Raw genomic sequence first — 23,158 nt, 5'->3', positions numbered from 1 at the left:
CTTTATGAAGACGTTTAGCCACTTCCTATCGAATCCAGTGGATTTATTTTCAAAATCCTCTAGCAATATTTTTTGAAAATGTCCCCTTGACTTTTCATAGTTGGTCTTTCAATTTAAATTTAACCTATATAGGTTAAAAATTCAAGTGTTTTCCTATTTTTTCTTTCGAATTTTTTCGACAAATAAAAAAGCCCTATCAAGATAGGACTTTTTTACCTTCCAATATTTCGTTTGGAATGTCTGTAATGAAATTTATAAAGTAATCTGGTTCTAATCCAGAAGTATCCCAGTCTATTTGCTCTCTTTCAACCGAATTTTGTTCATCTGGATAAACACGCCATATATTTTGTTTCACTTTTGAATTTATCCATAAATCATCGTAGTTACTCATTAAAGAATCAAATACAAAATGAACTTTTCGCTTTCGAAGGTCTTTTTTAGGAAAGACCCCATAATTCACTAATAGCACATAGGGGACATATTTTATTGTTAATCCCTTATAAGCCCATATATTTCTTTCATCTGCTTTTTCTATCATTTCTTTAAACTCTTTTTTATATAAAAATGCTTGATTTCCTTTTTGATTGCCTTTCATAATCTCTTTGCATTTTTGATAAATTGGCCATAAATTAGCAACTACTTCTCTTTTGATCTTCTTTGCATTTTCTTCATCTTTTTCTGTAGGATGAAGGTGTTCATACTTTTTACGTCCATCTTTTATAGTAGGACAATTAGAATGCTTGTAATGCGCGAAATGATCTTGTCTATTTGGAGTAGCGTCAGCTCTTACATATACAGCTGTATTGCATACTTCACATGATGCGTCTTGATCTGGATATTTTATTTTCCATTTAGATACGTGGATTTCTTCATTTGTTTCTGGATCAATAACATAATATCCCATGATATTTCCCCCTTGTTTATTATATTTACCTTTATTTTACCATTTATTTTTCTTTATTTTCAAAAAATAAAGAGATATGTATAGGAGTATCGCCAGCATTTCGAAAAAAAACCACGCTAAGAGTATACAAGATTTTATACAGTTTTTCGGCTAATCCAGTAACAAACGAGAAACCTAAAACCGCGCCATAATAGGAATGTATAAAAAGATGAATAGCTTTATAGAAAATAAAAAAGGGATTCCTTATGAGAGTAAGGATTCCCCTTTTTCCTTGCTACCGATAATTGTGCGTTATGTGAACTAGATTTGTATAGAACATGCATTCAACTAAAGGGCCATTTAATTGAATAAGACTACAAAAAAGTCGCTTTCCCTTACGTAAGGAAAGTAACTTTTTAGATTGATTTTCTCCTTGTTATCAAGCTATTTACTTTAAGTTCCTTTGACTAATTTTGAAAATGTTGCTGACTATTCAGTTGAACTGTATTATGTTATTATTAAGTTGAACTATATAGTCGAACTGAATAAAGGGTGAGGATATGAAACATAAATTATTACCGTTGTCTGAAACCATGCATTATATTTTATTAGCTATGCGTGAGCCACTCCATGGCTATGCCGTAATGCAGAAGATAGAAAAGATAAGTAACGGTACTGTTATTTTAGCAGCTGGTACATTATACGGTGCGATTGAAAACTTGAATAAGCATGGTTGGATTGAACCTGTTGGAGAGTTAGGAAGAAGAAAAGTTTATATGATAACTGCAGAAGGAAGCGCCATTTTGAAAATAGAACAAAACAGGTTATTACATATTTTATCCCTGTACGAAGGAAGTGAATCCAATGAAGATATTTAAGATGTTTTTTGATATTGAAAAAGAGGAGCAATGGTTGAACGAGCAATTACAAAAAGGCTATCGTTGTACAAATATTAGTGGATTAGGAATATACACTTTCGAAAAAACTGACAAGAGATATGTTATGCGACTTGATTATCAAGATTATTTACCTAAGAAAAAGTTGGTTCAATACAAAGGGATATATAAGGATTTTGGTTGGAACTATATAAAGGGGTCCTGGCTTAGTGGAATACGGTATTGGCAAAAAGAAGATGATGATCAAAATGAAATCTTCTCGGATCGCCAATCAAAGGATAATTATTATAAAAGATTAATGGGTTATTCATTTTGGTTTGGTACGCTGTGTTTAGCTTATTCTTGTATGTTTTACAAGGGTTCGGGATTATATCATGAAGGTCTTTGGAGTATGAAAGATTCATTATTTTGGAAGGCATTTTTATTTGAAACTCCATTTGTCTTTGTGAAGTTGTCTCCCGCACTTCTGTTTGTTTTTTTGGGTAGCAGTTTCTATAAAGTTTATCGAAAGTATTCAATGTTAAAAGAAAAATAAACGTTTTATTATCTTCCAGAATCGGGCGCGATTCTGGAAGATAATAAATACAAAAGGATCTTCAGTCGAAGATCCTTTTTCAGTACCGATAATAGGACGTTATGTTAACCGAAAATGAATAGAACATTCATCATTTTTTCTCTTGTATTCGCTCGTACTAAAATTAAACTAGTCTTCAAACCAAAATAACACTTCAATAGGTGCTTTTAAAACTTTTGCAATATCGTAAGCCAATTTTAATGAAGGGTTATATTTTCCGTTTTCGAGATTACCAATTGTTTCTCTTCTAACTCCAACTTTATTAGCTAAATCTCCTTGGGACATATTTAACTTTACCCTATATTCTTTCATCCGAGTAATCAGCGTCATCCTGCATCCCTTTCTTTTCTCTATGTTCAAATATTTCTAAATTAATTAGAAAAGTTCCTAACGGTATTAAAATTGAAAGTCCAAAAAATAAACGAATTACATGTACATTTTCAAAAATAGAAACACTTAAGAGTAGTATACTACCAAATACTAGTGTTACAAAAAATGCCCTTGTAGCGGCCATACGAACATGCAGTATAAAAAGCTCATCTGGTATAACTTTTGCGTATAAAAAAAAGAAAAAGAAAAGGAAATAATAGTGAGGCGAAAACGAATTTTCACTTAAAAATGAGAAAGGTGCCAAAAAACCTAAAAAACCAATAAACCCTAAGTAAGCTAATTTGTTTTTCATATAAGATCCCCTTTGTGATTTATTTCGCTCTTTACGTGATAAATATATCACATAAAGAGCGAAATAAAAAGGAATTGAAACAGTACATCTTTGTTTCAAACTAATACTTTTAACTTCCCTTAACGATAATTATGTAAATAAGCTGTCCATATGGACAACTTATTATATGTTTTTGCTTAGCGTGGGTTTTTTCTAAAATGCTGGCGATCCTGGCGATCTCCCTACAAATTCCTTCACAACTATTCAAATGACATAGTTCAACTAGTCTTTTTAAAACATTCCTCTACTTATGAATAAATGATTTATATTTTATCGCTCCATTAATGTTATTAGGGCTTTTTATTTCAGACAATACTTGTTAGAATTTACCGTATTGCGTTACTTAATTTATCAATCTCATATGGTACGTGAAATTTATTATGAGGAGTTATTTTTATGAATTTGCATTTCGAAAATTGGATTCATGAACAAAAGATTTCAGAGGAATCTTTAATATTATTTGATGAGTCTATAATGTGTTATCGCGTCGGCGCATATCGTGCATCTTTTTTAATGTCTTATTTGGGTTTTATGAAAGCATTAAGAGATAGATTATTAAAAAGCGATAAGCCCAGCTTAGTTAACGAGCATGATTGGGAAAAAGTAAGAAATGATTTACGAGATGATAAAATATGGGAAGATATTGTTTTAAAAACTATACAAGAAAAAGAAAAGAAAAAAGCAGGTTCTAAAGAAATACCTAGAAGTAAAGTTTTTTTAATTAGTAATGACTTGATTGAGGAAATACCCTATTGGAGAAAAAAAAGAAATGAATGTGCTCATGCTAAAGAAACAATAATTGAACATAGTCATGTAGAAACATTTTGGCTATTTCTACAATCTAATCTTTCAAAATTTGTTGTGAATGGTGGAAAAGATGCCCTTTTAAATAAAATAGAAAAACATTTTGATAAGAAATACACAGAACCAAATTCAGACTTCATGCATCTAATTAACCAAATACCATTGGTAGTAAAATCTCATGAAATTCCAGTTTTACTAAAAACAATCTTAGATGACTATGTAGAGTTATATGATGACCCGAAGAAACAACAATATTTATTTTGGAAAAGTATCGCCTATACACCAGATAAAAAATTATATAGTTGCTTCTTAGAATTTATGAAATTAGACAATAATATTTTTTGTGAGTTCATTAGTGTCTTCCCTGATAAATTAGTAGAATTTATAGAGGATACATCCTTAATTAGACTATTTTGGACAGATTTGTTGTTTAAAAAAGTAGGACCATACTGTGATAATTTTTGGAATTTAGTGCATACATTATTAGTACATAATAAGATTCCCACTTTAGAGATAAATGAATTCATTGAAAAAATCAGTAGATATCTTGGATCCTGGGGCTTGCCAGATGATGAGCAAACTATAGTATTAAAAAAGCATGGGATTTTCAGTATACTTCGTGACAAGATATTTGAAAGTGGCGTTCTTAATAGAAATGGTGGATACTCTTATGCTAATAATAATGCTAACAAAATAATGTATTATTTGAAAAATAACTCTCTTGATACTTTAATTGTACAAGAACTAAATGAGTTCTTTATAGGCTTTAGATTTGGTGAATTTTATCCCTTGATGCAAAAATATATAAAAGATACTCCAAATTTCATTAATTTATTTAGAGAAATAGCATCTAAACAAGATATTACCTTATGCAATTTCTTCAAAGAGGAATCTGCAAAAGAAGTTTCTGAAGTATAATGTGTAGCCATTTCTTTTCTCTTTTGGTTTACAAAAATAGCAAAAAGACTCTCTTAAAATTAAAGGGAGTCTTTTTACACTTTTCCAACTTAATATAAGAAGTACTTTCAGATTTTAAAATAACAGCTAAAAGGAATCCTTGTTAAAAAACAAGGATTTTTTTAATTAAAATGGTATATAAAAGAGATAAGATAACTTAACAAAAATGCGAAGGAGATTACTAAAAGATGAAACAAATATTTTCACGTAATAAAGACACTTATAAAAACGCTTATTTAAATTTTAGAACATACTGTTCCGACGACCCTGTCAGCATTGTCACCCATATTCATAATATGAACGTTGTTGCTGAAGGATTTAGAGATTCTGCTTTATTATTAATAAAAACAGTATTAAAAGATAACATAGACAGTAAGGCAGATAATTTGATATTCCCTATCCTTTTTAATACAAACCATAGCATTGAGCTATATTTAAAAACAATTTGTTGGACACAAAATCTCTTATTAAATAAGGAGGAGACATTTAAAAGCAGCCATAATTTAAAACTGTTACTTACAAATGTAAATAATTTAGAGAAAGAACTAAATTCAATGGATAAAGAAACATTTTCTAAGATGTTAAGTAATTTAACAACCTACATAACCGAATTAAACGAAAAAATAGAAAGAACAACTGAAAATAATAATCCTCCAATAGATTTTTCATTTTCTCGCTACCCTTTAAACAAGGATTTGGAACCGTATTTTTACATCAATGCAGATGATAATGTAACAGTAGATTTAGAAAACTATCAGGTAGTATTCGAGGAAATAATTTTTAAGAATTTTAATTCTCTATACGAGCACTATATAAATTTATATATAGATAAACTTAATTCTCAAGTTTAATGCGAATAAATCCTCAAAAAAACAAGACGGTTCTCTAACCGCCTTGTTTTAATTAACAACGTAACAATCCACAATTTCATCAATAGTAAATATACATTGATTTCGAAAAGCGTCAGTAGTAACCACTTCTTTTGTAGATTGATTAATTTTTATTACCGTTACCATTTCATGATATATATATCCTTTCCGATAATAAGTTATATGTATTTCTTCTCCCCTACATAAAGACTGCTTTAAAGTCCAACTTATTTCTTCTAATTGCTGTTGATCCAGGATTGGTTTTGATATTTTATTTTGTTCCTGGATAATTTCACGAATTCCCTGGAACTGCTCCGGTAAACTAGCAAATGGCATCCACTTTACCATCTTTCTCCCTTTTAGCATTTGAGAATTCATCATGCTTTATGGCCCCCTAACAACATATTTCTTTCTCTAGCTGTACTTTCATTACAATAGGATATTCCCCTTAATATGCTGTTCTTACCGAATTTCGACCTAATATCATCCATAACATATGCTAATTTCATTTCTTTTTCTCTTCTTTCTACATTATCAAACAACGAAAGTTGTTCTTCTCCATCTTTAATTAAGTTAGTCAAAGATATCGATATACTTCGTATCGGCTCACCTGTATACAATTTATGTAAATAGCCCATGCAAACTTTATAAATATCCATCGTCAAACAAGTAGGACGCGGAAAGGTACAGGTTTTTCTAATCCCACCACTATAAGCCCCGCTATAACTAACAGAAAATTGCATAGTTCGTGCTAATTTCCTTTCTCCTCTTAATCGATAACACACTTCTTCAATATGCTCTAATAAAACAATTTGTATTTCTTCAATTGAATAGTCACGCATTAAGATTTGACTTTTACCAATTGATTTTGATTCTGCCACATGTTTTTCTGCAATTTTACTAAAGTCAATTCCGTGACTATGCAAATGCATATCCTCTCCGATTATTCCGAAAGATTGCTTTAGATACTTCAAGGGATAATGAGCTAAATCACCAATTGTATAAATCCCCTTCTTATTCAATTTCGCTTCAGTTTTCGTTGATATCCCCCAAAATTCATTTAACGGACGTATTGGCCATATCTTCTCCGGCACATCTTCATACCTCCAATACGCAATCCCCGTTTCATTCCTCTTAGCTTCACGATCCATAGCTACCTTTGGCCATAAGCGGGTTAGGTCCAATACCAACAGCACACTCAATCCTCGTCTTCTCATATACTTCTCTCTTAAATTTCATCGCAAATTCAATCGGATTATTTGCAAACAGATGCAATGTACTTGTCATATCAAGAAATTGCTCATCGATTCAGTTGTCAATATTCTTTTTCCCCGAATAAACTATTTGGATTTTAAATAAAAAAACAATAGTTATAATAGATACACAATAAAACTCTTAAGAAAACTTATCTATAATATAAAAAACGATTCTTCTTTAAAAGAATCGTTTTTTATGAGTAGGTTGTTAGATTCCTACAAGCTTTATATGAATGTAGTTAAATGCGTAGCAAATATACTTACTATTTAGCTTTTAAATTCCTATATAGGATAGAGGTATTTCCAAAAAATATGTTGATGAATAATTTAAAATACCCTGATAAAAAAAACACCCGCTATCATAACACTTAAACCTAAAATTTGTATCGGCTTGACTTGATTTTTTAAAGAATTTAGTAATCCAAATTGCCCTACCACCAAACTACCAATGATTTGACCAAATAAAGTAAGAATTACAGTCTGTCCATTCCCAATCCGATCAACGAGGTATACATTTATTAGTACATAAGACCCACCTAGTATCCCTCCAATCCAGATCCACCAAGGAGCTGAATGCTTAATAGGTTCTTTAATATTTGTATAAGAACGGTCTATTATTCCAACAATGATGATTAATGTAATAGTACCTACAAAGAATGAAATAAGGGCTGCGTGTGACGAGGAATGAAGAACCTTTCCTAGTTGACCATTGATAGCAATTTGTATAGCCAGTAACATTCCAGCCATTATACCAACCAATCGCCAAATCCATTGATTTAGCATGTTTTTTTTATTTGTTTTAGAAAACTGTTCCTCGTTGTTTTTGTCTTGTATAGATAAAAAGACACCTGTTAAGACTAGTAACACACCGAAAATTCGGTTCCATCCAAAGGGATACGGTATGGAATTAAACCAACCGTAGTTATCTATTAACATACTCATCAAAGTCATTCCCAAAATTGGCATTATTGATGTTTGTACACTACCCAATTTAGGGAACAAAAGAATATTAACGGTTAAAGCAATTGCTCCCCCAATCCCTCCCAACCATATAAAGATAGGCTGGCTAAAAAATAAGTCTATGGGAATACCTAAGGGTGAACCACTAATAAATATTGTAATGGTTAAAAAGATTGTCCCCACAGCAAATGAAATCATTGAAGCTAAAAAAGGGGAAACTACGAATTTTCTTAATTGAGCATTAATGGCTGTTTGTACAGCAAAAATAGCTCCGAAACATATAGCTAGAAGCATTACAGACATGGAATTTCACCTCCGTTTTATTAGTAGAAAATTTATTCTATTTAAATGCAGTATAGCTTTTAAGGAAAATAAAAAAATTAAAACGACGGCAGTAAAAATATTGAAGCCGTCGCCAGATGGAATAAAATAAATGCAAGAGAGAGCGATTTTCAAAAAGCTTATATTTTTTTATTTCCAGAAGGCTCTTACTGTATTATTTTTTTTGTTTTTTTATCCACTGTAACCAGTAAGAAAACTCACATGCTAAATGCATTTGATGCGATTTAATAAGGCTGTTAGGGCAAAGTGCAGGGAATTCAACAACTAGACTTACTTCTATCCCAGTATCAGTATCTTTAAATTGATGTCGAACTCCACCAATAATAGTACCATCTTTCATACGTGCTACACCTGTTGATTGGTATTGATAAGATTTATCTCTAGGTGTTTGCAATCTAGTTTCATCCCCAAAAACAATAAAGAATTGAACTGGAAACGGAGAATTACCAGTAGTTTCTATAACTTCTAATTCATTTTCTCCAAAAGGTCTTAATACATAGTGATCAGGACAAGCTGATAAATTCACTTGATCATTCTCACGTGACTGTTCAAGCATAAAACTATCAATTCCATTTATCGCTTCTTCTGCTGTAATCCCATCTAAATAAATACTTGTTTTTGAAAATTTTCGTCTATCACCAGATAAAGCCGTACCAATACGCATGCCCATCTCACTCAATCTAAGTTTAAATCTTAATTTTTCGTACATTTCATTGTATGAATATCTTAACTTTAGTTCTGTTAGCTCTTTTATCATGTCATCTGTATCATGTATTTGAGGTTCTTTATGACCTAATGTATTGAAAACTTTCTTAATACGTTCGTTTTTCCATTTTGTAAGTTCTTCTTGTGAAATATTTTTTCCTTCAATATAAATTTTCATATTAATTCTCCTTTGCTCTTCATCAATTAGTATTCCAACGATTGTTTTTAATCTTATTGTTAGTAAATTTATTGAATATAACCTAATTATTTCTTTTAAACATATCTGAATGTAAAATTCCCATGATATTCTTTTAAATTTTTTCTTCTTTTTGATCGTATTTTAGTGTGGTTAAGATTAGATTAATCGTCTCTTTTTTCGTATTTAGAGTTAGATCTATCTGTGAATGGGCAATACTACTAAGACCATATAAAATAAATCCAGAAGTTAAAGATAAGTTGTCAGTATGGAATACTCCTATTTTTACTCCATCCTCAATAACTTGTTCAATGAGTGGTCGTAATTGCATAAATAATTTTTGCTCAAGCAGGTAATGTTGTTCCGTATGAAATGAACTGGCATCTTTGTAGGGGGCCAGTTTTTCAACAAATGTCCAAAATATGTCTAGGGATTTTTCCATTTTTCGTATCACGAACAATTCATTTGAAGTAAGGATTTGTTCAATTATTTCTATATTTTTTGCGATGAAATCGTTTAAAAGTTCATCAACAAAATTTTCTTTGGATTTAAAGTAATAATAAAATAAGCCTGTCGCTACACCAGCATGATTAACGACATCCTTTATGCTAAAGCCCCCTATACCATTTTTTATATAAAGTTCAAAACCAATATCCATTAACTCTTGGCGCCTAATGTCAGGTTCTTTTGATATTCTCTTCATAATTCATCTCCTACAGTGTTTTCTCATGACTGAATCGAGTTCAATCATACACGACTGAATTCGATTCAGTCAAGTTTAAATTGATTTAAATTAAAAATTCTATACGTCAAATAAAAATAAGCGCTGTTCCATTTTTATAGGAAAGCGCAAGATTGAAGTATAGGAGTATTTGTTCCTTTTATCGTTCTACCTCATAGCTACAATATTGATTTAATCTGCTTTTCTTTTTATTTTAAGTATAGACTACAACTTTTTACTCTTTGTAATAGACAAGCTGGCTGGTTGTAGTTAGCAATTTACCTTCAGGACTCCACAATTCTGCGGTCTGGTCGAAGAAGCCATTGTAGAATTGAAGCGCACGAGCATGGCCTAAAACTTCTTTATCACCGTGTTTAGTAAGCGCTTCCGAATTGACATGAAAATAAATAGTAAGTGAAACAGTGCCAACAGGAACCATTTGTTTACGCCGCACGTAAATACGGGGAAAAAACGCATCGCACATGGCTGTAAGTGATAAGAAATCGATGGGTCTTCGCGGTTCATCCTGGATCCATTGGAGTGTGACAGAATTGGAAGTATTTTTTTGGTTTGGTTGTGATAAGGCGAGTAGTGTCCCTTGTATAATCCTCATGTCGTAGTTGTATACCCAAGGTGGCATCCCTTCAGATGAAAAACTCTTAACTTCATTTGCGGATGGTACATTTGGAAAAGCCCTCTCTGTAGAAGACCATGTTTCTCGCCGGCTTGCAAAAACTGCAGTACCTGTGATAATAATACCTTTATCTTGACAGAGTTCAATATACCAATGTTGTGTGGATCGATTCGTTCTAGTCGGTATTGCCTTGATGCTGAAATTGCCGTCCAAAACCGGCGCTGTATAGTTAATAGTTAGAGATACTGGTTCACCTTTTCGTTCCGGATGCTCCATTACAGCTCTAAGAAGAGTGGCCGCAATAATACCGCCGAATGGTCCAACCATATTGGTATAGCATTCTGATGTGTACCCGTAATATATCCCGGATTCCCCAGTCAACTGTGTTGCCGTATCAAATGGATGATTTTGTTTATTATTATCCATAATAGCCCCCCTTATTTTTACTCCAATATCGGTATCTTTTTATTGATACCAAAATTCCACTAATAATTGTGATATTCTCCTCGAAGTCCAAATCCTGTTCTATCTTTTATAACTGAACCTAATTCAATCTTACTTGACTGAATAAAGTTCAGTCAAGTAAGATTGAATTGTCTATATTTCCCTAATAATTCCTTGATGCATTATTGCGTTCCTATACTTATAATTCAGTTTCTATCGTGTGGAAGCTCTTTGCAGAATTGTCCTTTAATATGAATTCACCAATTTTCCCTACAATAATGGTTTTAGCTAAAACAATATCTGTATCCACATTACGTTTCCAAATAAAATTAATTTTTTTTGAATAAATAGTGTACCAAAATTATTCTAGTACACTATTAGAATTCAGTATTTCTAAGCCATAAATAAAAAAAAGTAAACCATTTTCTTTGGTTTACTTTAGCCTAACAGAACATCTATAGAGTAAGTATGTAAATCCTCTGGCGCTACATATTGCAACGCTAACTTAGTAATGTAATTTGAGCATTTTATATAGGTTTCCATCTGCGGATTCACTATAATAATATCTGGTCTTTTGGGAATCTCGTATAATCTACTTAGTTTTCCAACACCTAACTTCTTCAAAGGTGGCGTAGCTGCCAATACAACCGAACCACTCCGCTTTACATCTCCAACCACGGCTAACTTTGTATATTTCGGGTCTAATCCCCTTTTGATACAACTCACCGAGGCATAAAAAGACCTAAAATCAACGCACATCACAATACGATTTGGCAAAATGGAATAGTCATACATGTAAAATCCCCCTAAAACCAAAAGAACGTTTGTTCTTATTATACACGAACTAACGTTCTTTATGTCGTGTTTTTTAATAAAAAAAGAGCCTACAAAAGACTCTTTTTAAACAAATGAAATTATTACATGTATATTCAATTCCGCTATATCGCTTTAAAATTTCGCTTTCAAATAAAATCTCTACTAACTACTTCACAACGATTTTCACTTTTGCACCGTCCGGTAATTTCTCCACTTTATTCCCAATGTACGAACCAGCACCACGATTATCAGCTGGTTTTATATGCCTTATATCAGCCCCCTTACCGCCTTCCCTACACATAGCCATAGGGTATTCATCCCGATCATATCCTTTTTTCGTTGGAATATTTGCTAAAGACTGTTTTCTCCTTTCAGCGGCTCCATCCCGATCAATTGTACAAATATCTGTCTTACCATTTGCAATCGCATCTTTAATATGTGCCGCGGTTTCTGGATACTTATTTGACGGAAATTCTATAACTTGTGCAATATCTTGTGATCCACTTGTTTGTTTTGCAGGATTTGAATTTTGAATCGCTGAACATCCTGTAAATAACAGCCCTACCGTTAAAAAACTACTTATAATCCCTTTGAATTTCATTGTACTCCCCCTTTATATTGTTGAATAATTAAGAATTTAAAATCCGAATAAATCCTATATTTTCAACATACTCAAAACCCCTTTGTTTCAAATCATATTCAATCTCATTCCTATTTTCTTTACCTTCAATTTCCGATATCAATTCAAATTCACACACTGGTACATTTTTTTCTTGTTCTTTGAAAATGGTATTAAGTATTTCTAATTCTATTTTTGAAAAATCACTTTTATTTAGTAATTTATCGTTAAGTTTTGATGTTAACAATTTATGAAATTCTAATTGTTCATTACTTACTCTAGGCATTCTTACATTCTCTTTCAGCATCCATGTTAAAGCGTCTTCCATACCTTCAAATTTTTCAATCAGAAAATTAATTTCGCTCTCTGATAATTTTTTAGTATCTTCAATAGGAAATGTCGGTTTGGATACAGGCTTAAATATTTTATTAAAAAATTTCATTTCTACACCTCTTTCATGCTCTTAGTCTCATAAGATATATTGCCTCTTCAAATCCAATTTTGTCTTAAATAGAATTAAATAGCTCTGTCACAAAATAAGTGATTACCATCGATAAAGGTAATAAAAATACAGAAAGAACAACAAGTAATCCCGATTTTTCATTTTCTAAATAAAAATCTTTTATTGTTGTATAGGTAGCAAAAGTCAGCAAGATGTACATGAGAAAACTCAATAATATGATTTCACCCATAAATCTGTTCACTTCCTTTTAAAATCCTTCAATTTTAAAAATAACGCTTTACCTAAATTTCACTAAGAGCAAAATCGTAAAATACATCTACAACATCCTTCACAAGATGATAAGAAACACACTTCTCCAATGCTTTCATCAACATAGGCTTTTCATCTTTAAAATCAATCGTATAATCCATTAAAAAACTCCAATCCCATGATGGAATTGCAATCAAACAACTGTTTTTCATCTCATGTTCGCAAAAATATACCGTTGGTGATCCACATTCTTTTAATGCTTCAGGCTCGACACACTTCTTCCGTACTCCCTCCATTCTTTATTACTTAGTTTACAAATACCGTCTTATAACTTTTCTCTTTCCGTCCTCCATGCTTATTCCCACATTTCGGACAATAAGGACCATCATTTTTCTTTTTACAATCTCTTACGTCTCCTCGTGGCAACGGAAAAATAAATTGGCACATCTCACAAGTGAATTTTTTCTTTGGTAAAGTATTTAGCAAAAAATTAATAACATGATCCACCACAAACAATATCCTCCTTTCGTTCTTACAACGTAAAGTCTTCCATTGTCTTTCGAATCTCATCGGCTTCTACACCTATATATTGTAACGTTTGCCCTTGTGTCGCATGACCAAATAGTTTCATTAAATAGTAGACGTCCTTCTTTCTTTGGTAATAGTGATATCCAAACGTTTTTCTCATACTATGTGTTCCCCATTGTTCTGAATCAATACCGCAAGCCTCGGCCGCCTTATGCAAGAAAGTATGTGCCATTTGTCTTGTAATAGGTTTATCTCCTTGACGACTTGGAAAAAGCCAATCAGAATCCGCACGATTACTTGTGTATTTCGCGATTTCTTGTTGTAAGACTGAATTAAAATACACTTCTACCGTTGTATCTGTTTTTTCCATTTTAATTTTCATGACATCTTTTCCACGAACATTTTTTACACGTAATCGTAAAATGTCACTGATACGTAAACCTGTATTAATTCCAAAGTAAAATAAAAAGTAATTTCGATATGAGGAATTTTGCAGTAACCAATCTTTCATTTGTTCAATTTTTTCTAATGAACGAATCGGCTCTTTTGCTCCAGGTTTTCGTCCTCCTTTCGCCATAAAACACGACCTCCTAATTCGATGCTGTTACCTATAATATGTAAAACTTACTTTAACTATAACTACATTTTGTTAAACTGACAATCTTTTTCTTTTCATTTTATAGCGAAAAAAACCAGTAATGCCATAGAAAAACGCATGATATCACTGGCTCTTATGAGTTTAACATTTTGTATGTTTTGTAAAACTTGTTCTGAAATTTTAATTTCTTTTACTTTGGGGAAATGAAAAGTTGGAATACCTAATTCTTGACTTATTTTTTCTTGATAATTATTTATCTTTATAGGTTTTGATCGAATTTTAATATTAAATACAATTTAACCTTCTAAAATATTACTCTTTTTATTTGTTCTCTATTATATTATTAATAACCAATCTATCTTTTCCAATTTTATGTATAGATTTATATTTTTTAATGGATTAATATTGATTAGAACACTATCCATTATTGTTTGACCATACCATAGTACTAAAATATGCATAATGTTAGAAGAATTTATAGACTTATAAAATATTATATAAGGAGTGTTTTTTTTGCAAAGTTTAGCGAATAAGTATTCTTTAGAAAAAAAGCTAGCTTCTACTAATCAAAGTAACCTTTATAAAGGATATAGTATTAAAGGAAGAAGGCCCTTAACTATAAAAATTTTAAATCAAAAATTCAGTGATTTAAATGCCGATGAATTACACGAAATTTTTTACAGAGATTCTAAAGCGCTCTCAATGATAAATCATTCAAATATCATTGAATATAAAGATTCTGGAATTGAGGGTGATAACTTCTACATAATAATGGAATACTTCGAAGGTGAGACTCTTGAAAAAACAATTAAAAATAATCAACTTTCTCATATAAATAAATTCGAAATAATGATTCAAATTTTAAACGGTGTTCAAGCTGCTCATGATAAAAGGATAATACATAGAGATTTAAAACCAGCAAATATATTGGTTAACTCAAACTTTGAAGTTAAAGTTATAGATTTTGGTATAAGTAAAATTATGGACATTTATACTTATAAAACGGGACACACATTAAAGGAATATATAACAAAAAGATATGCTTCTCCCGAACATTTACTTGGACAACAAATTGATTTTAGTAGTGATATATATTCTCTAGGAGCTATTTTTTATTATTTATTGACTGAAAAAGAACCACCCGAAGATAGAAAAGTTTTATATGAATCAATTGGGAACTTATCTGTATCTGAGACCGTAAAAGATATACTACAAAATGCACTTAGTTTTGAGAAATCTAAAAGATATAAAAGTTTAATCTCTTTTATTGAAGATATAAAAAAAGAAATTGAATTGAATACTGTGCATGGAAATATAAAACTGTTTATACCTCAGATAATTAATAAGAACCTTCTTGATATAGGTAAAGTTTCAAATGCAAATTTCAGAACGGTAAAAGATTATATTGAGAGAAGCTTAGTAGAAGCTAGTATCTATAAAACAGAGCAAAATTACTATTTAGTTGGGAACGGTGTTAAGTATCACATTAAACCCGATTTAAGTAAGGGTTTCTTAAGAGTATTTAGAGCATTTCCTATTGATATGTATCATGAAAATGAGATAGAGAAAAATAAGGGGATTGAGGTAAAATTAAACCTCGACATAATTCCATCACCACCACCAAAAATGGACAACTCCGAATTAGTCAAATTAATTAATGAGATTGACAGAAGTTTCGAATCCTTCAAGAATAAAATTGCTCAATCCGAAAAGAAAAATAAATTAATTTCAAATTGGGTTGAAGTTTTAAATACATTAAAACAAATTAATTTTAGTAGAGAACGTTTTGGTAATTATAAAAGCTATGAGTACGATAGTTCAAATAATTTTCTAACCATAAATATGGATGAAACTTTTGATTCCTCAATGCTACAAGATGGTGATTATATAAAGCTTCAAACTAAAACAAATAAATTTATAAGAATTGGACCTTTAAAAAACATTGATGGTAATTTATTGAAAGTAGCTGTACTTTCAGAAGTGGATCTTCAAGAAATAAGTAATCGTGGAGAGGCTCGAGTTGATGTTTCTTTGAGTAATCAAATGTATAAACGGTATAGTAATGCATTGTACTCATTAAAAAATAATGAATCCGTAAATCGTAATCTACTTGATTTTCTAATAGACCCAGCACAACTTACTATGAAGAAATTAGATTTGAATTTAAAATTTGTAAATAATAACATTGATGATGCAAATAAATCCGCAGTAATAAATGCATTAAAAACAAATGATATATTTTTAATCCAGGGACCTCCAGGAACTGGTAAATCAACAGTTATAACAGAAATAATAAATCAAATTTTTTTAGAGGATTTTGATTCCAAAGTTTTAATTACTTCACCTTCTCATGTAGCAGTAGATCATCTTTTAAAAAATATACTTGAAACACAATCTGATAAAAGAATTGTACGAATTGGTACTAGCGAAAAAATTTCGAAAGATGCTACAAATTTATTAGCAACTGAACAACTCAAACAATGGGCTAGAGAAGTAAAAACACATTCTATAAACAATACAATAGACTATATTGAGGAATCAGTACCTAAAGATAAAAGTTTAAGAAAATTTATGCAACATCGCTTGTTAAATAATCCACATATTAACCCAAAAGAAATAGATGTAAGATTATTTGAGCAAAAAACTGTAGAATTAATCAATATTATTAGAGATTGGACCAATAGATTAGAGCTGCTAGATGAATTTGATGACATTTTTGCTAGAGAAGCGTCAATAGTAGCAGCAACTTGCGTAGGAATTGCTTCACGCCATACTCTAAGAAACCTAACTTATGACTGGGTAATTATTGATGAAGCCGCTCGAGCTACTGCTCCAGAATTAATTCTACCTATGTTACTCGGTAAAAAAATAATATTAGTTGGAGATCATAAACAACTACCGCCGATAGTAAATTTAGTTCACGATAAAGGGTTAGAAAAACAGATAAATACTAAAAAACTTGAAAAAAGTCTATTTGAAGATATATTTGAAACCTGTACATCAGAAGCAAAAAAGACTTTGACAGCACAATTTCGCATGCATCCTGTAATTTCAAACTTAGTTAACACAAGTTTTTATCCAACATATAATATAAATACAAAAATAAAAGCTGAAAATAGAAAACATGACTTAGATTTTGATGAAGTTGTATTATGGCTTGACACTTCAATGAACTTAGATAATAAAGAAGAAAAATTTAAAGGTTCTTACAGAAATAATTTAGAAGTTCGTGTGATAAAAAAAGAAATTGAAAGAATAAATAAAATATATGCTGATAAAAACATTAATGCTAGTGTCGCTATCATTTCTGGTTACAATGCCCAAAAACAATTATTAATAAATAGTATTGAGCCTGGAAATCCAAAATGGACAAACATAAAGATACAAGTTGACAATATAGATGCCTTCCAAGGTTCTGAGTGTGACATAGTATTATATAGTTTAGTACGTTCAAATGAGAATTATGATTTAGGCTTCTTAAGGGATCAAAGAAGAGTAAATGTAGCTTTGTCAAGGGGGAAAAACTGTTTATATATCGTAGGAAATAAAGAATGTGTTCTCAACAGTAATGTTAAGCAAAAAGAAGGATTCGCTAAAGTAATACAATATATAAAACGTACTCCAATTAATTGTATTATTAAGGAGGCTCAAGTATGAAATTAGTACGAGATGCAGCTAAATCAGATTATCCAGACTATAAAATAATCAATATTACAACAGCAGGGTTTCCATTATTCAAAAAATCTGTAGTTTGCTTAGCTACTTTGCAAAAAGGGTTACCTGTAGTGATGGATTTCACTCTTAAATTACTTAATTTAGGACTTAATAAAAACCAGATATCGAAATTGCTTTCTATTGATGAAGTATTAATTAACAATGCGTTTTATGACTTAGAACGAAATAATATGTATGATGCTAAATTAAACAAGCTCACAGATGATGGAAGGAAGTACATAAGTACTAATAAGTATGAATCTTTACAAAGGGTAGAATTACCAATAATAGTAGATGGTTATTCTGGTTACATAAGCAAATCTAGAAACCACATTTCTAATAGAAGTGCAAAATCTTTAAACTTAAACACATTAGAACCGATTTTGGATAAACACAATAATAATAGTATACAAGGAAGGTATATCAAACAGATTTTGAAAGAATATATTACTGAAAACAATCTGGATTATGAAGGTGAATTAGTTGAAATTGTTAAAGTAATTAATAAAGAAACTGAATATATAAAAATGTATATTGTAGTTATGGAAAGTCCAGACGGAAGATGTAAATTAGTTGTTTATGATAAAAATACAAAAATTGACTATTTAGAATCTCAACTATATAGTGCAGAAGAAATAGGAATTAAATTTTTTGCAGATAAAACAATTGATTTGTTTTTAAATAACATAAATGAAAATGAGAATTTTGATCTAAGTGAAGAAGAAGAAATCCATGATATTTTAGATTCAAATTTTTTCAACAATGACTACAATCAGATTTATTTTGATATCCCTATGATAGAAGCATATAAAATCAATGACGAATGGATTAAAGATTTAGAAAGATATTTAAAAAGAAGATTAAATGTAAAAATCCGATTTAACGGTTCTAAATATCCAACGACTTACATTAAAAACAGAGTATTTGATATAATTATGTTGAGTCAAAAATACAAAAATTTAGAATTAGAACATAGTATAAATTATGAATATGCTAAAGTAATTTTTGATAAAAATTCAGGTTATATCGACAAAATTTCCAAATATAATTTACCCTTAATAAATAACTCCAGTTGTATAACTCATAAATTTTTCAAAGTAAATAATGTTCCTTCAGAACTATTTAAACAAAGTAATGCAAGTGGCAATGTAAAGTTTATTAGTAGCACTACTGAATTAAAACAAATAACCAAAAACATTATAGAGTCTGCGAAAAGCCTTGACATCGAAATGGAGAACTATTACGGAATCGGTTGGTTAGATAACGGAGAATTCCTTAATGAACATAATTTTGCCAACTTAAAGTTAGCAAGTAATAATAAGAATTTTAGTGATTTTACTAGAAACCTTAATGCTTCGATGGTTGAAGTAATTGAAAGAGTAGGAACAAATAATCAAATTAACAAATATTATTACAACGAATTTCAAACAAATTACCCTGACTTATTCTATGCATTAGATCGATTAAAAGTATATCGTAATTCAATGCAACATAATGATTTAAACTCACATACTTTGGAAAAATATTCAAAATATATAGAAACAGATTTAGGTGGATCTTTCCCTGAATTTCTTCCTAATGGATATCTAATACTACAGAGTGTAATTTTAAATGATATATATAGTGCAATCAAAAAAACCTCAGGGGCGTTAAGAAAGGTATTGCTATAAATTTCAAAGTTATAACAATAAAAAATATTTAATATACAAACTGTATTTTGATATCTATTATGTTATTGTATTTTTAGACTAACAATTAAATCAAAATAGATATAGATGTTTGGAATGTATATATAATTATACATAACTATTAATTGTAAGAATATCCATCCGTCTGATATCCATCACCTTTTCTTTTTTAAATGGCTCAAGTATGAATTAATGTGTAATTTCTATATGACAAATACAAAAAAGTACCTACTTTTATAGGTACTTTTTTGTATCTGATTAAAGGTGTATCTATTTCCAATAGCAATTTCATTTGTATTTTTAACCAAAGCTTAATAATTCTACCAAAGAGGAAATTTTCATCTACTTAACAATTAGAGTACATCATAATTCCCTTCTTTTTTCTTGGCTTTATATTTATTATTGGGTGTTTTTGCCCAAACCCCCGAAATGGTGGAATAAGACTATGTTATTTAGATGTTATACCCAATGTCAAAAAGTATACTTTTTGACATTGCTAAAAATCTAGAGTTTTTCATTTCAAAAATACAACTTATACTTATTTGAAACGTGTCAATTACATTGTATACGTTTTGACACGTTTATTTTAAAAAGAACTTAAAATCCTTTATTTATAAGGGTTTTGTTACTAATTTTCTTGCTATTACCCCTTCTCGAGGGGATGGACAAAGAAACCCTAGTATACAATAAATAGGAGTAACATATAGTCATTTTACTATTTTATCAATACCGGTTTTGATATTATTACATTATATTTATTATTATATATTTATTATGTGTTTTTTAGACTAAAAAAATAGGTACTGAAATTTTTATGTTAATTAGACAACATGGTTGTAAGAAAGGATTGTTGGTAGAATGGTATTTACAGATTTAGAACGCTCTTTACAACAGGGGTTTCTCATTGATATTCGAGGAATTGTTCGTACGCTTCTTCAGGATATGGACTATGTTGTTGTAGAGGAAGATAAATCTTTTATTACGGATGCGTTTGTTGAGCAAGTAATGGTCTATCTAGAAAAAACACGTTTTTTTCAGAAGTGGATAGAAGTGGATTTTTCTACTGTTGAGCTAACAGAGCTATTGCAACAGATGGAACACTCTATGCGGAGAAGAAAGTCTACCTTAAGACAGCGGAACTATTTTAACAGTTTACTATATGATTTAAGTCTGCGAGAAGATATTCCAAAGGATTATTTATGTATGAAAAAGAGACTATTGCAATTGGAGCATCTGAAGGAACAGCAGAACAAGGAAAAACTTCAAAATTCGGTCTCTACGAAGCAAATTAAAGTATTAAAAATTTCTTGGAGGAAAACGTTTGGACGCGCATTAGAAATACCAGAGAATATAAAACAGAGTGAAGTAAATGAGTTATTTAGTAAAATACATCGGAAGCAATGTAAGATACAAAGAGGAAATAGGGAGAATTTTGAGGAATAATATAGTTATAAGAATATAGATACTTAGATGAAGCCCTTGCATATATAAAACATTGGCGGAACAAATAGATGATATTAAGATATAAAAAACGTTCATCCAAAAAGGGGAAGAGATTATGCCAAAAGCTTTCTATATGGATATTGAGTATTACGAGAGACCTGCAGATATATTGCGGATGCTTGGACATCCTATGCGTTTGATGATCGTTCGAGAATTAATTTCGAAAGGTCCATTAAATGTATCCGAGTTGCAGAAGTTACTACGTGTTCCACAATCTACAATGTCACAGCAGTTAATAAAGTTAAAACAGTGTAAGATCGTTTCCTATGAGCGAAAAGGAAATGAGGTTTATTATATAGTGAGTGACGAAAAAGTGATTGAGAGCATGAAGAGAATAGAAGGTCTGCAACAGTGGACGTAAGAAGACATGGAGAATATTTCTACAGATTGAGATAAACTTTTTTATAGTATATATAGTTTTAAAATAATGTAAACGATTACGCGATATGTGGAATATTCTATTTGTAAAAAAAGGAGGGCATGCTTATGAAAGCAACAGGTATTGTACGAAAAGTAGATAATTTGGGACGAATTGTAATACCAAAAGAAACAAGAAAAACGTTACAGGTGGAAACAAGCGATGCTTTAGAATTTTTTGTAGAAGAAGATGCGATTGTTCTAAAAAAATATACACCTCATGGTACTTGTCCTATCACAGGAGAAATATCTTCAAGGAATGTAAAACTAGTAGGTGGAAAGCTGACGTTGAGTCCAGAAGGTGTAAAACAACTGTTAGCTGAACTAGAACCATACAAAGTAACTGTATGAGAAGAATAGGGGGAGAATTCATTGGAAACGAAATTACAATCATTTCAAAAGGATAGAGGTAAGAACATACTATTTTCACAGGAACACTTATTACAAGAAGCGTTTCAAAAGAAGAAGGATATCACGTTAATCCTGTTAAAAGGACTACATATAAAAGGAATAATAAGAGGATATGATACTTTTTCTATTTTAATAGAATATGAGGGGAAACAACAGCTTGTATATAAACATGCAATCTCCACGATTCGATTCTAAAGCCCACGGACAGGACGTTCACACATTTGCCGGTACCTGACCCCCCTTAGAAAAATAACTAAGGGTATAACTTTTATGTTATAATTTAATACTCAGCCAATATTTATACTATACAACGACGTCTAAAATAGTAACTGAAAAACCCAGCCCTATTCTATATAGAGATGGGTTTTTCTACTTCTAGTTTATCATATAAAACCCAACATGAAGCGGAGAGAATGGTACTATGTATCCTAAGTTTTTTGATAAAATGGCCTTTTCAAAAGAGCATAAAGATTTATTAATTCAGTTGTATAATAAAGAAATTACAAGAAATGAGTATAATCGTGTATTAAACAATCTATATGAGACAAAGCCTAAGGTAAATGAAAATAAGAACCAAGATAAAGTGCTGGGTTCTGCTGCAAAGTTTTTTTAACAGATAAAAACCTGGTATGATTACAGTTTACTCTTTTTTCATAAATATTACTCCGATTTGAAATATGAAAGTAAGACTTCTAAAATGTTAGGTCTTAGAAGTCTTAGATTTTCTATATATGGGTCTTGCAATATTATCTTTCTTGTCCTTCTGTTTGATTCGCTTGGAATTCCATTTTCATCGCAATACTATCTCCCTGGAACATATTCTGATCCATATTATTATCTTCGAAGATAAACTTTATCCAGAACCAATCCATCTTACCCGCCTTTAATCCACCCGTCTCTGCCCATTTTGCAAGGAATACTTTATGAGACGTGACTTCCGGATTTTGTGATTTTAATTCTGCAAGAGTTGTTTCGTATACAGGACTTTTAGCTGGATCCCAATCCCAAAGAAATTGTACTTTAATATGTTTACCGAAATCGTCTTCCTGATTATCTCGTTTTAAATCGTTCACGGTATAATTATAAATGCTAACTTAAATATGTACATTAACGCTTGAATAAATATGTACATTTTCAATTGGATTCTCCATACTGACTCTGAGGTGGTTAGTATGTATATTAAGCTAGAT

At 30.7% G+C, this 23,158-nt stretch carries 25 protein-coding genes and 3 pseudogenes; 11 read left to right on the top strand and 17 right to left on the bottom strand.

Annotation, left to right across the window (positions count from 1 at the left end; genetic code table 11):
• Window positions 1-196: 196 nt before the first annotated feature.
• Entirely contained in the window at window positions 197-904 is a 708-nt protein-coding gene (locus MR168_RS24215) for a competence protein CoiA family protein (protein WP_000542724.1), read from the bottom strand.
• A 539-nt stretch (window positions 905-1,443) separates the two neighbouring features.
• Between MR168_RS24215 and MR168_RS24210 the strand changes: the two genes are divergently transcribed.
• Together MR168_RS24210 and MR168_RS24205 are read left to right on the top strand one after the other, a co-directional pair.
• Entirely contained in the window at window positions 1,444-1,761 is a 318-nt protein-coding gene (locus MR168_RS24210; protein ID WP_000681017.1) for a PadR family transcriptional regulator, read from the top strand.
• The gene (locus MR168_RS24205; RefSeq protein WP_000688800.1) at window positions 1,748-2,314 is read left to right on the top strand and encodes a DUF2812 domain-containing protein; all 567 of its coding nucleotides are present in this window, start codon (window positions 1,748-1,750) and stop codon (window positions 2,312-2,314) included. The genes MR168_RS24210 and MR168_RS24205 overlap by 14 nt, the downstream gene beginning before the upstream one ends.
• 168 nt (window positions 2,315-2,482) lie before the next feature.
• Here MR168_RS24205 and MR168_RS24200 read toward each other — a convergent pair whose 3' ends face one another.
• Window positions 2,483-2,683 carry a helix-turn-helix transcriptional regulator gene (locus tag MR168_RS24200; RefSeq protein WP_000172689.1) on the bottom strand — a complete coding sequence of 67 codons (201 nt, stop codon included), beginning with the start codon at window positions 2,681-2,683 and terminating at the stop codon, window positions 2,483-2,485.
• Window positions 2,652-3,035: a DUF3796 domain-containing protein gene (locus MR168_RS24195; protein ID WP_000791540.1), complete on the bottom strand. Its 384-nt coding sequence runs from the start codon at window positions 3,033-3,035 to the stop codon at window positions 2,652-2,654. The genes MR168_RS24200 and MR168_RS24195 overlap by 32 nt, the downstream gene beginning before the upstream one ends.
• Before the next feature lie 435 nt (window positions 3,036-3,470).
• Between MR168_RS24195 and MR168_RS24190 the strand changes: the two genes are divergently transcribed.
• Window positions 3,471-4,796 (top strand): hypothetical protein, encoded by a 1,326-nt coding sequence (locus tag MR168_RS24190; protein ID WP_001048631.1) that lies wholly within the window; start codon window positions 3,471-3,473, stop codon window positions 4,794-4,796.
• 227 nt (window positions 4,797-5,023) lie between these two features.
• Window positions 5,024-5,686, top strand: coding sequence for a hypothetical protein (locus tag MR168_RS24185; protein WP_000809393.1), 663 nt, complete (start codon window positions 5,024-5,026; stop codon window positions 5,684-5,686).
• A gap of 48 nt (window positions 5,687-5,734) precedes the next feature.
• On the opposite strand, the gene MR168_RS24180 is transcribed toward MR168_RS24185, so the two are convergent.
• From MR168_RS24180 to MR168_RS24120, 13 genes and pseudogenes are all read right to left on the bottom strand, one after another.
• Entirely contained in the window at window positions 5,735-6,085 is a 351-nt protein-coding gene (locus MR168_RS24180) for a YolD-like family protein (RefSeq protein ID WP_000982064.1), read from the bottom strand.
• A pseudogene (locus MR168_RS24175) lies at window positions 6,082-7,012 on the bottom strand (DinB/UmuC family translesion DNA polymerase); the annotation flags it as partial. The pseudogene MR168_RS24175 and the gene MR168_RS24180, both read right to left, overlap by 4 nt.
• Window positions 7,013-7,287: 275 nt before the next feature.
• Window positions 7,288-8,223, bottom strand: a complete 936-nt coding sequence (locus MR168_RS24170) for a DMT family transporter (protein ID WP_000115368.1) — start codon at window positions 8,221-8,223, stop codon at window positions 7,288-7,290.
• Window positions 8,224-8,416: 193 nt separating this feature from the next.
• Window positions 8,417-9,145 (bottom strand): hypothetical protein, encoded by a 729-nt coding sequence (locus MR168_RS24165; RefSeq protein WP_021036265.1) that lies wholly within the window; start codon window positions 9,143-9,145, stop codon window positions 8,417-8,419.
• A gap of 133 nt (window positions 9,146-9,278) precedes the next feature.
• The gene (locus tag MR168_RS24160; RefSeq protein ID WP_000822610.1) at window positions 9,279-9,866 is read right to left on the bottom strand and encodes a TetR/AcrR family transcriptional regulator; all 588 of its coding nucleotides are present in this window, start codon (window positions 9,864-9,866) and stop codon (window positions 9,279-9,281) included.
• Between the two features lie 253 nt (window positions 9,867-10,119).
• Window positions 10,120-10,944 carry an acyl-CoA thioesterase gene (locus MR168_RS24155; protein WP_000369777.1) on the bottom strand — a complete coding sequence of 275 codons (825 nt, stop codon included), beginning with the start codon at window positions 10,942-10,944 and terminating at the stop codon, window positions 10,120-10,122.
• Between the two features lie 471 nt (window positions 10,945-11,415).
• A pseudogene (locus MR168_RS24150) lies at window positions 11,416-11,757 on the bottom strand (Y-family DNA polymerase); the annotation flags it as partial.
• Between the two features lie 187 nt (window positions 11,758-11,944).
• The gene (locus tag MR168_RS24145; RefSeq protein ID WP_000669304.1) at window positions 11,945-12,379 is read right to left on the bottom strand and encodes a NucA/NucB deoxyribonuclease domain-containing protein; all 435 of its coding nucleotides are present in this window, start codon (window positions 12,377-12,379) and stop codon (window positions 11,945-11,947) included.
• A 28-nt stretch (window positions 12,380-12,407) separates the two neighbouring features.
• The gene (locus MR168_RS24140; protein WP_000667934.1) at window positions 12,408-12,839 is read right to left on the bottom strand and encodes a hypothetical protein; all 432 of its coding nucleotides are present in this window, start codon (window positions 12,837-12,839) and stop codon (window positions 12,408-12,410) included.
• A 64-nt stretch (window positions 12,840-12,903) separates the two neighbouring features.
• A complete protein-coding gene (locus MR168_RS24135) occupies window positions 12,904-13,101 on the bottom strand; it encodes a hypothetical protein (RefSeq protein ID WP_003320386.1) in 198 nt (65 codons plus the stop codon).
• A 40-nt stretch (window positions 13,102-13,141) separates the two neighbouring features.
• Entirely contained in the window at window positions 13,142-13,405 is a 264-nt protein-coding gene (locus MR168_RS24130) for a YueH family protein (protein ID WP_000399328.1), read from the bottom strand.
• Between the two features lie 10 nt (window positions 13,406-13,415).
• A complete protein-coding gene (locus MR168_RS24125) occupies window positions 13,416-13,619 on the bottom strand; it encodes a hypothetical protein (RefSeq protein ID WP_000227546.1) in 204 nt (67 codons plus the stop codon).
• A 22-nt stretch (window positions 13,620-13,641) separates the two neighbouring features.
• Window positions 13,642-14,214, bottom strand: a complete 573-nt coding sequence (locus MR168_RS24120; RefSeq protein WP_001051790.1) for a tyrosine-type recombinase/integrase — start codon at window positions 14,212-14,214, stop codon at window positions 13,642-13,644.
• Window positions 14,215-14,748: 534 nt separating this feature from the next.
• On the opposite strand from MR168_RS24120, the gene MR168_RS24115 reads away from it, so the two are divergent.
• The 7 genes from MR168_RS24115 to MR168_RS24085 all read left to right on the top strand — a co-directional run bounded on the left by MR168_RS24115 (window position 14,749) and on the right by MR168_RS24085 (window position 22,581).
• A complete protein-coding gene (locus tag MR168_RS24115; protein ID WP_016099469.1) occupies window positions 14,749-17,892 on the top strand; it encodes a serine/threonine-protein kinase in 3,144 nt (1,047 codons plus the stop codon).
• Window positions 17,889-19,619 carry a hypothetical protein gene (locus MR168_RS24110; protein WP_242291552.1) on the top strand — a complete coding sequence of 577 codons (1,731 nt, stop codon included), beginning with the start codon at window positions 17,889-17,891 and terminating at the stop codon, window positions 19,617-19,619. Before MR168_RS24115 ends, MR168_RS24110 begins: the two co-directional genes overlap by 4 nt.
• 876 nt (window positions 19,620-20,495) lie before the next feature.
• Complete coding sequence (locus tag MR168_RS24105; protein WP_000232217.1) at window positions 20,496-21,080, top strand: hypothetical protein; 585 nt, start codon at window positions 20,496-20,498, stop codon at window positions 21,078-21,080.
• 115 nt (window positions 21,081-21,195) lie between these two features.
• Window positions 21,196-21,501, top strand: coding sequence for an ArsR/SmtB family transcription factor (locus tag MR168_RS24100; protein WP_242291550.1), 306 nt, complete (start codon window positions 21,196-21,198; stop codon window positions 21,499-21,501).
• 125 nt (window positions 21,502-21,626) lie between these two features.
• Window positions 21,627-21,908 carry an AbrB/MazE/SpoVT family DNA-binding domain-containing protein gene (locus tag MR168_RS24095; RefSeq protein WP_000648295.1) on the top strand — a complete coding sequence of 94 codons (282 nt, stop codon included), beginning with the start codon at window positions 21,627-21,629 and terminating at the stop codon, window positions 21,906-21,908.
• A gap of 21 nt (window positions 21,909-21,929) precedes the next feature.
• On the top strand, window positions 21,930-22,163 hold the full coding sequence (hfq, locus tag MR168_RS24090) for an RNA chaperone Hfq (protein ID WP_000448532.1): 234 nt from the start codon (window positions 21,930-21,932) through the stop codon (window positions 22,161-22,163).
• A 226-nt stretch (window positions 22,164-22,389) separates the two neighbouring features.
• A complete protein-coding gene (locus tag MR168_RS24085; RefSeq protein WP_000283267.1) occupies window positions 22,390-22,581 on the top strand; it encodes a hypothetical protein in 192 nt (63 codons plus the stop codon).
• A gap of 133 nt (window positions 22,582-22,714) precedes the next feature.
• On the opposite strand, the pseudogene MR168_RS24080 reads toward MR168_RS24085, so the two are convergent.
• Window positions 22,715-23,050: pseudogene (locus tag MR168_RS24080) on the bottom strand (TasA family protein); the annotation flags it as partial.
• Between the last annotated feature and the right edge of the window lie 108 nt (window positions 23,051-23,158).

Origin of the sequence: Bacillus cereus group sp. BfR-BA-01356 (genome assembly GCF_022663635.1) — a bacterium.
Classification (GTDB): Bacteria; Bacillota; Bacilli; order Bacillales; family Bacillaceae_G; genus Bacillus_A; species Bacillus_A cereus.
Note: the sequence above shows the minus strand (reverse complement) of the source record. Positions and strands in the feature narration are given on the sequence as shown.